The sequence below is a fragment of the Pseudalgibacter alginicilyticus genome (genome assembly GCF_001310225.1).
Taxonomy (GTDB): domain Bacteria; phylum Bacteroidota; class Bacteroidia; order Flavobacteriales; family Flavobacteriaceae; genus Pseudalgibacter; species Pseudalgibacter alginicilyticus.
The window spans coordinates 2,813,391-2,827,523 of the sequence record NZ_CP012898.1 but is presented as its reverse complement, the minus strand read 5'-3'; the positions used below and the strand labels follow the sequence as shown (position 1 = coordinate 2,827,523).

The window sequence follows — 14,133 nt, the reverse complement described above, 5'->3', positions numbered from 1 at the left end:
GGTGTTTTAATTTTCTATTTTTTACATGGTATCATCATAATCTGGATACAGAAAATGATTATAAGGAAAACGCGTTATATGGATTTCTCGTACCTCATCATACACCCGCTTTTTAAAATCTTCTAAATTTTCTTTGTTCAACGCCGATATAAATAAGGCATTATTCCCTATTTTATTCATCCACGTTTTTTTCCATTCTTCAAGTGAGTAATGCTCAGAACTGCGCTCTATCTCCAAATCTTCTTCTTTATAAGGTTCTGGCTGGTAGGCATCAATTTTATTAAACACCATAATGGTTGGCTTATCTGAACTTTTAATTTCACCTAAAATTTTATTTACAGAATCTATATGTTCTTCAAAATTAGGATGCGAAATATCCACCACATGCAACAATAAATCTGCTTCACGAACCTCATCCAAGGTACTTTTAAAACTATCTACTAACTGAGTAGGCAATTTTCTAATAAACCCAACAGTGTCAGACAATAAAAAAGGCAAATTTTGAATCACTACTTTTCTAACCGTAGTATCCAAAGTTGCAAATAATTTATTTTCTGCAAACACATCGCTTTTACTAATTACATTCATTAAAGTTGACTTACCAACATTGGTATAACCTACCAAAGCTACCCGTACCATAGCACCTCGGTTACCACGCTGCACCGCCATTTGTTTGTCTATGGTTTTTATTTTTTCTTTAAGTAAAGCTATTTTATCGCGTACAATACGTCTATCTGTTTCTATTTCTGTTTCTCCAGGTCCACGCATTCCAATACCCCCTTTTTGACGCTCAAGGTGCGTCCACATACCTCGTAATCGCGGTAACAAATACTCGCATTGTGCTAATTCTACCTGAGTTCGGGCATAGCTAGTTTGGGCACGTTGGGCAAAAATATCGAGGATTAAATTAGTCCTATCTAACACTTTTACGTTAAGTATTTTACTGATATTGCGTTCTTGTGCGGCCGATAGCTCGTCATCAAAAATAGCCGTTGTAATATCATTTTCTTCAATATAACGGCGTACATCATCCATTTTACCCGTACCAATAAAGGTTTTAGGATTGGGCATATCCATTTTTTGTGTAAAACGTTTTACCGCATAACCTCCCGCTGTAAATGTTAAAAACTCCAATTCATCTAAATACTCTTTAGATTTATCCTCATCCTGTTCTTTGGTAATAACACCTATTAAAACCGCTTTTTCTAAGCTAATATCTTTCTTTTCTAACATATTAAAATTTAAAGCACAAAGTTACATAATTGTAGGCATTTTAATTTTTCTATTTTTAATCATATTTTTGATTTATGAATGACACACCAGAAGCCACTCCTATTCGTCACGACTTACAAACTGTGGCGTTTTACAATCTTGAAAACTTGTTCGACATTTATGACGACCAACAAACCAACGACAATGATTTTTTACCAACTTCAAGGAAAAAATGGACACCAAAACGCTATGAAAACAAATTAAGAAAATTAAGTTTTGCTATTTCTAACATTGGAAAAACAGAAACTGGAAAACACCCTGCTATTGTTGGATTAGCAGAAATTGAAAATGCCAAAGTTGTTAAGGATTTAATAGCTTACAAACATTTAAAAGACTGTAATTACAATTACGTACACTTTGATTCCTTAGATGAACGTGGTATTGATGTAGCATTAATATATGACAAAACAGCCTTTAAGCCAACCCATTCTGAAACCTTTAGAGTGTATTTGATTGATGAACATGGTCATCCTGATTATACTAGAGATATTTTACTGGTTTCTGGATTTTTAGACAATGAAATGGTACATATTATTGTAAACCATTGGTCGTCCAGGCGTGAAGGTACTAAAGAAACAGAAGCCAAACGTATTGCATCAGCAGATAGAGTAATTGAAATTATAACCAAATTACAAACTGAAAATACCAATCCTAAGATTATTGTAATTGGCGATTTTAATGATGACCCTTCTAGTAACAGTATTAAAAAATTAGTTGTTAATTTAAATTTGTACAATCCTATGAATTTACTACATACTTATTCTAGAGGTACCACCACTCACAATTTTAAATGGAATTTGTTTGACCAGATTTTATTTACCACTAACTTTTTTGAAGCCACATCCAATACCTTAAGTTTTGATAAAGCTGAAATCTTTGATGATGATTTTTTAAAGTTATTTAATGGAAAATATAAAGGAAAACCTTTTAGAACTTATTTAGGCCCAAAATACCAAGGAGGCTATAGTGACCATTTTCCTGTGTATGCAATTTTTAAGAAGTAACTTCAACTTCTCTCAGTAACCCAAAAGCCTATTGTATTGTAATTTAGTATAGTTGAAATCAATACGCCTGAAACAATATAAAAGTCAGCCCTAAAATAGCTACTGGCAAAAACAAAAGTAACCAAATATTGTAAAGCACCTTTTTCTTTTTAACCATTTTAGTATTTATCATCATACGGCGTTTGCCTGTATACTGCATCCAATTTTTAAAAAATAAAAAGATAGAAAGTAGTACAAATATGGTCCACGCATTATCTTTAGACATACCATCTACATGCATTTTTCTAAAAAATACAGCAAAAAAAACACCTAAAAGCAATAGTAACAAACACTGTAAAACAGATACATACATAGTGGCTATAGTAACAGCCTTTTGTTTAAAGCCTGTTTTATAATGTGAAAAAATGTTATAAAAAAGCGTATCAAATATGGTCATTTTAAAAGTTTAAAAGTTTGCTAAGTAAAGAAAAATAATGAACCTTTTGAACGTTTTAATCCATTCATTTAAATCAACCTTCTATTTAACCAAAACTCCTTTCACATCCATTAAAGGAATAGTTTGCAGAGCTTTTAAATTAACCGTGTTTTTTCTAAAAAGATAGGTTTTATCAAACATTTGATTTCCTTCAAAAAATGACACTTTAAAAGTATTGTTTAAAGCAAACAAATCTTCCTGCATCAATTCTATTTTAGCATAGCTTTTTGCTGGTAGTTTTTCTAATTTTTTTCGAAAAGTTGCTGTAATTTTATTTTCAGAGTACCCACTGGTTACAATTAAAACCATATCCAAATTTACATCTTTATCATTTATTATATATGCATTCCAATCATCTGTTTTATAAATAGCATTGTATTCATGTACTATAGCTACATAAACACCTTCAACTTTAGGAACAATAATATCTTTTTTCATTTTGGTAAAAAATCAAATTTGCTTACAAAAATACAGCAATTTATTGTGCTGTAAAGCGAAGATAAATAATTGATGTTAACTCATAAAATGGCTACATTCGTTTAAAGTAAAACCATAAACATTATGAAACACCTCATTTCTTTATTCATCATTATAAATGTTGGAGCACTTTATGCACAATCAACTCCTGAGAAAGCTATAGTTATTGCCAAAAAAATAGAAATAGCCATGGGTGGTGTTGAAAATTACAACAACACACATTTCATTAAATGGGATTTTGGAAAACGTACGCTATATTGGGATAAATGGACAGGTAATGTAAGAGTAGAAAATCCAGAAAAAAAGCTTGTAGTTATTGTAAATATAAATACCCTTATAGGAAAAGTTTTTGAAAATGATGTATTAATTACTGATAAAGCAAAAATCAAAAACGTACTTACCCAAGCTAAAAATTGGTGGATTAATGATTCATATTGGTTGGTAATGCCATGGAAACTACAAGATCCTGGCACAAAACTTTCTTTTGTAAAAACAGACTATTTACCTAATGGAAAATTAACAGATGTATTAGAACTAACTTTTAATAGTGTTGGGGTAACACCTGAAAACAAATATCTGTTATATGTAGATAAAGAAGACTTCTTAATTAAACAATGGGCCTTCTTTAAAAATTATAATGACACGGAGCCTCTTTTTATAAGACCATGGGATAATTATCAAAAAGCAGGTACCATTCTACTATCTTTTAACAGGAGTGAATTTGGCCCTAGAAACGTAGAAGTGAAACAAGAGCTTAACCCTAATATTTTTAAGAAAATCTAAGTAATATATAATTATAACCTTTTACTCTATTGGAATTGATAACAGCGGAATATTTAATCCCGACGCCATAACCCTTGTTTTACTCTTATGAACAATCGATTCCCAAAAACCATATTTTTTAGGTATCATCACCAACACATCGAATTTTGATTTATTAATCTCTTTTTCTATTTCTTTTATTACAGCATCAGAATTTACTTTTTTATAGTAATGTGTTACATTTTCCAATCCTTGGTCAATAGTCTTATAAGCATTTTTTTCTGAAATTATTTCGTCAATTTTTTTCTGAACATAAAACACCGTCACTTCAGATTTAAGCTTAATAGATATACGTTTTAACTTTGCTAATGTTCTAAATGGTACATCTTGCATAACATCGCAAGCAAAAAGAATTTTGTGTACTCCAGAAAATTTAGCATTTACAGGAATAGCTAACACTGGAAATTTTTTCATACTGATTAAAGTAGTGGTTGGATTTCCTAATAAATTTTGTTCCATTGATTTAGCAGACATCCCTAACACCAAAAGCTTATAATGACTTGATTTCATTAAAAAATCAACTTTACGTTCTAAATCCACGTAGCTACATTCATATTCAACTTTAATATTAAATTTTTCAGATAATTTTAAAGCTTGCTTCTTTATTCTCTCTCTACTCTTTTCAATTAAAGCATCTATTGATACGGCAGATAACCTTGTATTTGATACATGAACTGGTAACTTAAATGCATTAAAAAGCTTTAGTTTTACATTTATTTGCTGGGCTAATAATGCTGCATATGTTACTGCATTATTTGATGTTTTAGAAAAATTTGTTACAACTAAAATAGAGTCCATAAATTTTTATTTTATAATGTTCATTCTAAAGGCATTACAATCTTTATTTCAATAAATAGAATAACACTTTACTTCAACAGAAAAAGTAAATACTATTTATAGGTTATGCATTACTTTTTCATCAGATATGTTCCAATAAATATTTTTTAACCTCCAATTTCTTTTCCAACAGCATTTAAAATTGTTGATTAAATTCCATTTGCTTCTGGAGCACTTTCAATGTGGTATGCTCTATAAATTATTATTTCAGCATTTAAAAAAATTCCTTTTATTTAAATTTACTTATTTCCATCCACCTCCAAGGGCTTCATATAAATCTACAATAGATATTAGTTGTTGCAATTGGCTTTCTATAGTATTAAGTTCTGCACTTAGTGCACTTTGTCTTGCTGTTAATAAATCTAAATAATTAGCATAGCCATTTTTAAGCAACTCTTCAGAATTTGCTTCGGCAGTACGTAAAGCTTCCACTTCATTTTTTCTAAATTCAAATTTTTTAGTTTCCGATTCATACGAAAATAATGCATTAGACACTTCGTTTCCAGCCATTAATAATGTCTTCTTAAATTGAAGTAAAGCTTGTTCCTGCTGAGCTAAAGCAACTTCTTTTTGAGTTTTAAGCTTACGTTGATTAAAAATAGGTTGCGTTAACCCTCCAACTAATGTTGCAAATAATGAATTTGTACTAAGTAAATCTTCTAACACCAAACTTTGAAACCCACCTGAAGCTGTTAGTGTTAACGATGGGTATAGGCTACTTTTAGCGACATTTGTCAGTTCAAAAGCCTGAATCAATCCATACTCCGCAGCCATAACATCGGGTCTGTTACTTAACAAGGCAGCAGGTACACCAAAGGTAATATCTTGCTTAATATCTTGGATATCTAAACTACTCCTTTCAAAGTGCTGCGCTGATTTCCCTAATAAAATACTGAGAGCATTTTCAGTTTTAAAAATAGCTGTTTCAATATCTACTTGTAATGCTTTAGCACTGTTGTATTGTGCTATATTTTGATCTACTGCCACTTGAGTGACTTGTCCAGCTTCTTTTAAAGCTTCAATAGTTTTAACACCACTTTCTCTAGCTGCAATAGTTTGTTTTGTAACTTCTAACTGCGCATCCAAAGCCAGCAAATTATAATAAGTATTTGCTATACTTGAAATTAATTGTGTTTTTACAGCTTGATGTCCTGATACACTTTGTAAATAAGCGGCTTGCGTAGCTCGTTTATTACTACGTATTTTTCCCCATATATCGGCTTCCCATGATAAGTTTGCAGTAATATCATAAGTATCTAAACCACCACTAAAGATAGCTCCAAATTGACTGTTTTCAGAATACTCTTGGTGTGTATAATTTGGTCCTACACTTAAAGTTGGTAAATAACCTGCCTTACCTTGTTTAGCATAGGCCTCTGCAGCAACCATCTGCTGTATGGCGATACGCACATCCATATTGTTTTGCAACCCTTCTTCAATATATTGTTGAAGATAAGGGTCTGTAAATAAATCTTTCCAAGATACATCTGCTATAGACAGACTATCCATTGGTAAGTTTTCAGTTCTATAAAGGGCTTCCGTTTCTATGTCTAAATCTGACCTTGTATAATCTTTGGCTACAAAACAGCTTTGTAATGTTAACCCAACAACGATTAGCAAAGCCCCTTTGCTTAAGTTTTTATGTTTCAAAATTGATTTCATCATTTTATTCTTCAATAGTTTGTATTGCGGGTTTACTCGAAACTTTTTCTTGTAACCACTGAAATAATATAAATAAGATAGGAATAACAAACACCCCTAAAATAGTACCAATAAGCATTCCTCCTGCAGCCCCTGTACCAATGGAATTGTTACCTTCAGCACCAACACCTTGTGCTAAGACTAATGGCATTAACCCTAAGATAAAGGCAAAAGAAGTCATTAAAATTGGTCGCAAACGCGCTTTAGCACCTTGAACTGCAGAACTAACTATACTTTCCCCTCTTTTACGTCGCTGCAAGGCAAACTCTACAATAAGAATAGCATTTTTGGCTAATAATCCAATAAGCATTATTAGGGCAATTTGGAAATAAATATTGTTTTCTAATCCTAAAAATTTTGTACTAATATAGGCTCCAAAAACTCCAAATGGTAATGATAATACAACAGCAAACGGTAATAAGTAACTTTCGTATTGTGCACTTAATAAGAAATACACAAAGAGGATACTCAAAATAAAAATAAAGGTAGTTTGGTTTCCTGCACTAACCTCCTCACGAGTTAATCCTGAATAAGCCACCGTATAGTTACTTGGAAGCTTAGCAACTTCTTCTTCAATAACTCTAATAGCATCACCTGTACTAAACCCTGCGTTTGTAGCACCAGTAATACTTGTAGAGTTCAACAAATTAAAACGGGTTACCGACTGTGGTCCATAAACTCTTTTTAAACTTACAAACTGAGTAATTGGTGTCATTTCTCCTTTGTCAGTTCTAACGTATATACTATTTAAAGCACTTTCATCTGCTCTATCTTCTGGTAAAGCTTGAATATAAACTCTAAACTGCTTACCAAATTTTGAAAAATCTGATGCATAAATTCCGCCTATATACCCTTGTAAGGTAGCAAAAATACTTGTTACTGAAACACCTTTTTCTTTGGCTAAAGGCACATTAACCTCCATCTCATATTGTGGATAGTTGGTACTAAATGAAGATTGTGCATATTTAATTTCAGGATGGCTCATTAAAGCCATTGAAAAATCTTTATTTGCTTGGTCTAAATCTGAAAACTCCCCACCAAATTTATCTAATAAATTAACTTCAAATCCTGCCGAATTACCAAATCCACGAATACTAGGTGGTGAAAAGAAGATGATATTAGCTTCAGGAATTCCTGCAGCAATACCAAATAATTTTCCAGTAATAGCCTGAGAAGAAAGAGCTTCATCTTCACGCTCGCTCCAATCTTTCAACTTAATAATACCCATTCCGTAGTTAGATCCAGAACCATTTATTAAACTTCGACCTTTAATAACGTTCACACCTACAATACCATCTAAATTTTCAATTTTAGCATATAATTTTCTTGCTACAGCATCTGTTCTATCTAATGATGCCCCCGCTGGCAATTCAATATTTGCAAAAATAATTCCTCTATCTTCATTAGGAACGAAACCTGTAGGAGTAGTATTAGCTGCCCAATAAATCCCTACAATAGCGATTACTAACAATAGTCCAGAAATAAATTTGTTTTTATATAAAAACTGAAGTGACCTTCCGTATCTATCAATGGTGGCATTAAAACCACGATTAAATAAGGTATAAAAACGCTTTAAAGGACTTTTTCCTTTAACCTCTTCATCATCTCCATGCGATTTTAATAATAAAGCACATAAGGCTGGACTTAAGGTTAAAGCGTTTACCGCAGAAATAAGTATGGCTATAATTAAAGTAACTCCAAATTGCTCATAGAAAACCCCTGTTGGACCGGTTACAAATGTTACTGGAATAAATACAGCAGACATGACCAAAGTAATTGAGATAATAGCTCCTGATATTTCATTCATGGCTGTAAGGGTTGCTTTTTTAGGGTTATGCTCCCCTTCATCCATTTTAGCATGTACCGCTTCAACAACAACTATGGCATCATCTACCACAATACCAATAGCCAACACTAATGCAAATAGCGTTAATAAGTTAATTGAATATCCAAACAAATTTAAAAAGAAGAAGGTACCGATAATAGAAACAGGTACTGCAATGGCTGGTATTAAAGTGGAACGGAAATCTTGCAAGAAAATAAAGACCACTAAAAACACAAGTAAAAAGGCTTCTAATAAAGTATGAATAACTTTTTCAATTGAGGCATTAAGAAACAAACTGGTATCATAAGGCACAAAAATACTTAAACCTTCAGGTAGATCACTTTCTACATCGGTAAGGGTTGTTTTAATATTTTCTATAATTTCTTGTGCATTAGACCCTTTGGTTTGAAAAATTCCCATAAAGACAGCAGGATTTCCTAAACTCATAGCGTTAGCGGCATACGATTGAGCGTCTAATTCAATAGTAGCCACATCTTTTAATCTTAAAAATTCTCCGTTACCTAAAGCTTTAACTATAATATCACTATATTGACTTTCATCCTTAAAACGCCCACTATAGGTCAGCGTGTAAGAAAATGACTCTCCATTATTCTGTCCTAAAGATCCAGCTGCAGCTTCTAAATTTTGCTCTGCTAATACTGCCGTAATATCTGACGGTATTAAATTATAAGCGGCCAATTTTTCTGGTTTTAACCAAATACGCATCGCGTAATCTTGTTGTGAAAACACACTTACATCACCTACACCACTAATACGCTGCATAGCAGGTATTACATTAATTTTTAAATAATTTTGAATAAATGTGGCATCATAATCTTCACTTTCGGAATACATAGAAATAAACATGAGAGCACTCGTTTCTTGCTTCTGTGTGGTTACCCCTGTTTGTGTAACTTCTGCTGGTAATAACGGCGTGGCTCTTGCAACACGGTTTTGAACGTTTACGGCTGCAATATCAGCATCCATATCCTGATCAAAATAAACCGTTATTTCAGCGGTTCCAGTATTTGATGCTGTAGAAGTAATATAAGTCATTCCTTCTACACCATTAATTTGCTCTTCAATAGGTATGATAACACTCTCTAAAACTGTTTCAGCATTAGCTCCAGTATAGGATGCTGAAACCTTAATAGTTGGTGGTGCTATATCTGGATACTCTTCAACCGGTAATGTTCCAATGCTTATGGCACCAAGTAACACTATGATAATAGAAATTACGGTTGAAAGCACAGGTCTTTCAATAAATGTTTTTAACATGATAAAAATGTTTGGTGATTATTTAATTTCTGAATAAAGTCGCAATAGGTTGAATAGCCTCATCAAATGGTTTGTCTTGAGGATTAATTTCCATGCCGTTTCTTAGTTTACCTACTCCAGAAACTACGATTTTCTCTTTATTATTAACGCCTGATTCTACTACATATAAGTTATCAACTGTAGCTTTTACTTTTATAATTGACGTATTTACCTTATTTTCCTCATCGAGTTTAAACAACATAATGTTGCCTTGCTGCTCGTAAGTTGCTTCTTGAGGTACTACTATAGCATCTTCATAAATAGTTGGAATTTGAATTTTACCACTATTACCATTTGTTACTAACTGATTAGGATTATCAAAAACCGCTCTAAAACTTACGGTACCTGTGCTTTGGTTGATTTGACCCGAACTCGTTTCTATGTGTCCTTTTTCATTGTAAACACTTCCGTTAGCCAATATTAAATTAACTAATGGAAAGTTGGCTATTTTATCCTTGACGTTTTCACCTTCGGCATTCTGTAAAAAATCTAAATACTCTGTTTCATTCAAGCTAAAGAAAGCATAAACTCTACTAATGTTGCTCACTGTAGTTAAAGGTGTAGCATCACTTGGGCTAATTAGCGCCCCTTCTCTAAAGTTAATTTGACCTACATAACCATCAACAGGACTTTTAATAGTTGCATAACCAATATTAGCCGATACACTACTATAATTTGCTTGAGCTTGAGCTAAATTAGCCTTAGCCGTTTCTAATTGCACAGAACTAATTATATTTTTCTCAACTAAAGGAATTAATTTATTTACCTCAACTTGTGCTACATTAATGCGTGCTTTGGCTGCACCTGCATCTTGATTTAAGGACTGTGTTTCTAATTTAAACAATACTTGCCCTTTGCGTACTTTCTGACCTTCATCAACCAGAACATCTTGGATATATCCTGAGGTTTTTGCTCTAACATCACTATTTACTATTCCTTCTATAGTGGTTGGGTATTCTTTATAACCAGTTACAGTCTTAGTTTGAAGCTGCGACACAGGAATGGCTGGGGGTGCCTGTTGTAAAGCAGCATTGTTTTCTTGTTTATTACCACAACTTACAACAACTAAGAATAAACTTAGTCCTAAAATAATATATAACTTATTGTTTTTCATTTTTACCTGACTTTAAATATGGATTTGGTTGTTTAATAATTTTTGTTTTAACTCTTTAACAGATGATGAAACTTCATCTAAAAACTTTATATAATCGTTATGAAAATTCAAATCAAATTTTTCTTCTTCATTTTCAATATTGTGACTATTAACTACTTCTTTATAATTTTTTATTTCTAAATGTAATTCTCTAACTTCTTGCCATTCACTTATCATTGTATCTATGTGCTGAACAATCATACCTTTATTCACTATAAAATACTTTTTACGATCTCCTGTTTTTGTGAAATACACAATTTTTTTCAAATCTTGTAAATGGTTTAGATGTGTTGAGATGGTACTTTTACTAGCACAAAGAATGCTAACCATGTCCTCAAAAGTAGCTCCTTTTTTTCCCGTAAGGATGATATACGACATGATACGTGCAGCAACAGGAGCTAACTGATCTCTACTCTCCAAATGAACACCTAACTTTTCTACTAAGGCCATTTTTTCTTGACAGACTTTTTGTTTCATTTGAATTGTTTTATTTCTATTCTCTGAAAATGAATTACCCAATTACAGTAAATTCTTTGCAAACATAAATATTTAGTTCGGAACAAACCGAACTAATCGAAGTTAATTTATTGTTAAATAAAAAAACCGATTGATAACAATCGGCTTAAAAGTATATTGTGTTGTTACAACTATAAGGACGATTTAAATTGCTCTAAAAAACGAACATCATTCTCGCTTAGCAACCTAATATCACCTATTTGGTGTAATAACATGGCAATACGGTCTATTCCTACTCCAAAAGCAAAACCTGAATATTCAGTTGAATCTATTTTACAGTTTTCTAAAACATTTGGGTCTACCATACCACAACCGCCAATTTCTAACCAACCTGTTCCTTTAGTTATTTTATAATCGGTTTCAGTTTCTAATCCCCAATACACATCAATTTCTGCACTTGGCTCTGTAAATGGAAAATATGATGGTCGTAAACGAATGTTGCTTTTTCCAAACATTTCACTTGTAAAATGTTGAAGCGTTTGCTTTAAATCTGCAAAACTGACATCTTTATCAATATATAAACCCTCTAACTGATGGAAAAAACAATGCGAACGTGCAGAAATAGCTTCATTTCTATAAACGCGCCCTGGTGAAATGGTTCGAATAGGAGGTTGGTTAGTTTCCATATATCGTACTTGAACCGAACTGGTATGGGTACGCAATAAAATATCTGGATTGGTTTGAATAAAAAAAGTATCCTGCATATCGCGTGCTGGATGATATTCTGGCAAATTTAATGCTGTAAAATTATGCCAATCGTCTTCAATTTCTGGACCTTCACTTACATTAAAACCAATACGTGAAAAGATATCAATAATTTGATTCTTAACAATAGAAATAGGGTGTCTTGCACCAATTTGAATGGGTGCACCCGGACGAGATAAATCACCATTTATGCCTTTTACCTCTTCTTTATTCTCCAGTTCATCTTTTAACGCATTTACTTTATCTTCTGCTGTTTTTTTAAGTTTATTAATAGTTTGACCAAACTCTTTTTTTTGATCGTTTGCTACATTTTTAAACTCAGCAAAAAATTCGTTTAACAATCCTTTTTTACCTAAATATTTTATACGAAACGCTTCTACTTCTTCTTTTGATTGCGCTTTAAAAGTTTCAGCTTCTGTTATAAGTTCTTTTATCTTATCTATCATAGTATCTTCAAAATGATGGCAAATTTAATCAATTTATGCGTAAAATGCATTAAGGATTAGTCTCCTTCAACTTATTACAAGTCAAACTGGAATTTTTTATAATACATTTATAACTAAAATCTAAATAATCAATCAATAAACTCTGTTTCTAAAAAATAATTAACAATAGCTTCTTTCATTAAAACACTTTGTTCACCAGCCTTCAAATGTGGTAAAACCTCCAAGGTTTTATAATGTGGCCAGCCTTCATCATCTACAAAGTCTAACTCATAATACCCATAAGGCACTAAAAGTTTACAAATAGCAATATGCATAAGATCTAATTTCTGTTCCTTTTTAAATGTTTTATCCAACTGTCCTAATTCTTGTACACCTATCAAATAAATAATAGCATCTAGATCTAAAGTTTCCCCATCTGCAAATTGCTTAGACAATTTTTTGGTTATTAAATCCCAACGCTCCTTTAATTGCTCATCTCTTGCCATTTATAAAATTGTAATTTTAAAATTAATGCTCAAAGTTACTGAACATCTTTGTTACAAAACAACATCCTCTTGAAAAAGAGAATTTATTCTATATTTACAGAAATAATTACTTTATGAGTGTTTTAGATATTATTTTATGTGTCTTGGTGTTATTGGGGTTAGTTCGTGGTTTTATGAAAGGTTTTTTTGTAGAAGTAGCTTCATTAATAGCATTGGTTGCAGGTGTTTACGGCGCTATACATTTTAGTGTTTTTGCTGAAGAATTTTTAATAAACAAAGTCGACTGGAATGAAAAAACCATTAACATTATTGCATTTGCCATTACCTTTATTGTTATTGTTTTAGTAATTGGCTTGGCAGGTAAAGCGTTAACAAAATTGGCTGACTTTGCCGCGTTGGGCATTATTAACAAACTTCTTGGCAGTGTATTTGGTGCATTAAAAACCACATTAATTTTAAGTGTTTTACTTATTATTTTTGAGAAAGCGAATAACACCCTTGTTTTTGTAAACGATGAAAATTTAGAGGATTCTGCACTATATAAACCTATAAAATCTATAGTACCAATGTTATTTCCTGGTTTAATAAATATTGATGATGATGACAAACAAAATCTACCTCAAAGTGTTATTAAGGTAACAACTAATTAGTTCACACAAACATATAGTCAATATTATTTTTATTTAACATTGTAATCTTTTAGTAAATTGAAGTATTTTTAAATGAAATTAATTCAATTACAACTCAACTTTTGCTTTGTTAAAAATCTATTTAACCCCAATTGAAAAATTGTTCCTTCAACTAAATCTGAAATATTTTTAAGTTCTGCTAAAGTCATAATAAACGATGTTTGTCTATTTGGAGCCTGTAACAAAACGGATTTAAATTTTGAATTTTGTTCGCATAAATAAGCATTTGGATTATTAAATGTTGACTTTATGTTTTTGCGAAATTTTAAAAGTTCCTCTTTACTTAAAAACAATCCTGTGTCTTTAAAAATTAATTGTACTTTACTTAAATCTCTTGCTGCGCAACGTTTCCATTGAAATACTATTCCAAAATCATTATAGTATATTGTATTAATATCGTCCATAATCA

Annotated in this window: 14 protein-coding genes; 3 read left to right on the top strand and 11 right to left on the bottom strand. The window is 31.9% G+C overall.

The window, feature by feature from the left end; translation table 11 throughout:
- Positions 1 to 21: 21 nt before the first annotated feature.
- Positions 22 to 1,233: a GTPase HflX gene (gene hflX, locus APS56_RS11655; protein ID WP_054728291.1), complete on the bottom strand. Its 1,212-nt coding sequence runs from the start codon at positions 1,231 to 1,233 to the stop codon at positions 22 to 24.
- Positions 1,234 to 1,307: 74 nt separating this feature from the next.
- Here hflX and APS56_RS11650 point away from each other — a divergent pair, with 74 nt between their 5' ends.
- On the top strand, positions 1,308 to 2,276 hold the full coding sequence (locus APS56_RS11650; protein ID WP_054728288.1) for an endonuclease/exonuclease/phosphatase family protein: 969 nt from the start codon (positions 1,308 to 1,310) through the stop codon (positions 2,274 to 2,276).
- A 58-nt stretch (positions 2,277 to 2,334) separates the two neighbouring features.
- Here APS56_RS11650 and APS56_RS11645 read toward each other — a convergent pair whose 3' ends face one another.
- Together APS56_RS11645 and APS56_RS11640 are read right to left on the bottom strand one after the other, a co-directional pair.
- The gene (locus tag APS56_RS11645) at positions 2,335 to 2,712 is read right to left on the bottom strand and encodes a hypothetical protein (RefSeq protein ID WP_054728286.1); all 378 of its coding nucleotides are present in this window, start codon (positions 2,710 to 2,712) and stop codon (positions 2,335 to 2,337) included.
- 81 nt (positions 2,713 to 2,793) lie between these two features.
- Complete coding sequence (locus tag APS56_RS11640) at positions 2,794 to 3,189, bottom strand: hypothetical protein (protein WP_054728284.1); 396 nt, start codon at positions 3,187 to 3,189, stop codon at positions 2,794 to 2,796.
- Positions 3,190 to 3,312: 123 nt separating this feature from the next.
- Between APS56_RS11640 and APS56_RS11635 the strand changes: the two genes are divergently transcribed.
- Positions 3,313 to 4,011: a hypothetical protein gene (locus tag APS56_RS11635; protein WP_054728282.1), complete on the top strand. Its 699-nt coding sequence runs from the start codon at positions 3,313 to 3,315 to the stop codon at positions 4,009 to 4,011.
- A gap of 21 nt (positions 4,012 to 4,032) precedes the next feature.
- Here the strand turns inward: APS56_RS11635 and APS56_RS11630 are convergent, their stop codons facing one another.
- The 7 genes from APS56_RS11630 to APS56_RS11600 all read right to left on the bottom strand — a co-directional run bounded on the left by APS56_RS11630 (position 4,033) and on the right by APS56_RS11600 (position 13,035).
- A complete protein-coding gene (locus APS56_RS11630) occupies positions 4,033 to 4,848 on the bottom strand; it encodes a universal stress protein (protein ID WP_054728280.1) in 816 nt (271 codons plus the stop codon).
- A gap of 282 nt (positions 4,849 to 5,130) precedes the next feature.
- Complete coding sequence (locus APS56_RS11625; RefSeq protein ID WP_054731367.1) at positions 5,131 to 6,549, bottom strand: efflux transporter outer membrane subunit; 1,419 nt, start codon at positions 6,547 to 6,549, stop codon at positions 5,131 to 5,133.
- 4 nt (positions 6,550 to 6,553) lie between these two features.
- A complete protein-coding gene (locus APS56_RS11620; RefSeq protein ID WP_054728279.1) occupies positions 6,554 to 9,691 on the bottom strand; it encodes an efflux RND transporter permease subunit in 3,138 nt (1,045 codons plus the stop codon).
- Between the two features lie 22 nt (positions 9,692 to 9,713).
- On the bottom strand, positions 9,714 to 10,844 hold the full coding sequence (locus tag APS56_RS11615) for an efflux RND transporter periplasmic adaptor subunit (protein ID WP_054728277.1): 1,131 nt from the start codon (positions 10,842 to 10,844) through the stop codon (positions 9,714 to 9,716).
- 12 nt (positions 10,845 to 10,856) lie between these two features.
- On the bottom strand, positions 10,857 to 11,360 hold the full coding sequence (locus APS56_RS11610) for a GbsR/MarR family transcriptional regulator (protein ID WP_054731365.1): 504 nt from the start codon (positions 11,358 to 11,360) through the stop codon (positions 10,857 to 10,859).
- Positions 11,361 to 11,530: 170 nt separating this feature from the next.
- A complete protein-coding gene (gene pheS, locus APS56_RS11605; RefSeq protein ID WP_054728274.1) occupies positions 11,531 to 12,550 on the bottom strand; it encodes a phenylalanine--tRNA ligase subunit alpha in 1,020 nt (339 codons plus the stop codon).
- Positions 12,551 to 12,678: 128 nt separating this feature from the next.
- A complete protein-coding gene (locus tag APS56_RS11600) occupies positions 12,679 to 13,035 on the bottom strand; it encodes a hypothetical protein (protein WP_054728272.1) in 357 nt (118 codons plus the stop codon).
- Between the two features lie 113 nt (positions 13,036 to 13,148).
- On the opposite strand from APS56_RS11600, the gene APS56_RS11595 reads away from it, so the two are divergent.
- The gene (locus APS56_RS11595) at positions 13,149 to 13,685 is read left to right on the top strand and encodes a CvpA family protein (protein WP_054728270.1); all 537 of its coding nucleotides are present in this window, start codon (positions 13,149 to 13,151) and stop codon (positions 13,683 to 13,685) included.
- A gap of 83 nt (positions 13,686 to 13,768) precedes the next feature.
- Here APS56_RS11595 and APS56_RS11590 read toward each other — a convergent pair whose 3' ends face one another.
- Complete coding sequence (locus APS56_RS11590) at positions 13,769 to 14,128, bottom strand: hypothetical protein (RefSeq protein WP_236778415.1); 360 nt, start codon at positions 14,126 to 14,128, stop codon at positions 13,769 to 13,771.
- Positions 14,129 to 14,133 lie beyond the last annotated feature (5 nt).

Excerpts from the sequence above, each read along its gene's own strand:
- APS56_RS11640 (WP_054728284.1), bottom strand. The coding sequence starts at position 3,189 with ATGAAAAAAGATATTATTGTTCCTAAAGTTGAAGGTGTTTATGTAGCT.
- APS56_RS11625 (WP_054731367.1), bottom strand. The coding sequence starts at position 6,549 with ATGAAATCAATTTTGAAACATAAAAACTTAAGCAAAGGGGCTTTGCTA.
- APS56_RS11610 (WP_054731365.1), bottom strand. The coding sequence starts at position 11,360 with ATGAAACAAAAAGTCTGTCAAGAAAAAATGGCCTTAGTAGAAAAGTTA.
- APS56_RS11635 (WP_054728282.1), top strand. The coding sequence starts at position 3,313 with ATGAAACACCTCATTTCTTTATTCATCATTATAAATGTTGGAGCACTT.
- hflX (WP_054728291.1), bottom strand. The coding sequence starts at position 1,233 with ATGTTAGAAAAGAAAGATATTAGCTTAGAAAAAGCGGTTTTAATAGGT.
- APS56_RS11595 (WP_054728270.1), top strand. The coding sequence starts at position 13,149 with ATGAGTGTTTTAGATATTATTTTATGTGTCTTGGTGTTATTGGGGTTA.
- APS56_RS11600 (WP_054728272.1), bottom strand. The coding sequence starts at position 13,035 with ATGGCAAGAGATGAGCAATTAAAGGAGCGTTGGGATTTAATAACCAAA.
- APS56_RS11590 (WP_236778415.1), bottom strand. The coding sequence starts at position 14,128 with ATGGACGATATTAATACAATATACTATAATGATTTTGGAATAGTATTT.
- pheS (WP_054728274.1), bottom strand. The coding sequence starts at position 12,550 with ATGATAGATAAGATAAAAGAACTTATAACAGAAGCTGAAACTTTTAAA.
- APS56_RS11620 (WP_054728279.1), bottom strand. The coding sequence starts at position 9,691 with ATGTTAAAAACATTTATTGAAAGACCTGTGCTTTCAACCGTAATTTCT.
- APS56_RS11650 (WP_054728288.1), top strand. The coding sequence starts at position 1,308 with ATGAATGACACACCAGAAGCCACTCCTATTCGTCACGACTTACAAACT.
- APS56_RS11615 (WP_054728277.1), bottom strand. The coding sequence starts at position 10,844 with ATGAAAAACAATAAGTTATATATTATTTTAGGACTAAGTTTATTCTTA.
- APS56_RS11645 (WP_054728286.1), bottom strand. The coding sequence starts at position 2,712 with ATGACCATATTTGATACGCTTTTTTATAACATTTTTTCACATTATAAA.
- APS56_RS11630 (WP_054728280.1), bottom strand. The coding sequence starts at position 4,848 with ATGGACTCTATTTTAGTTGTAACAAATTTTTCTAAAACATCAAATAAT.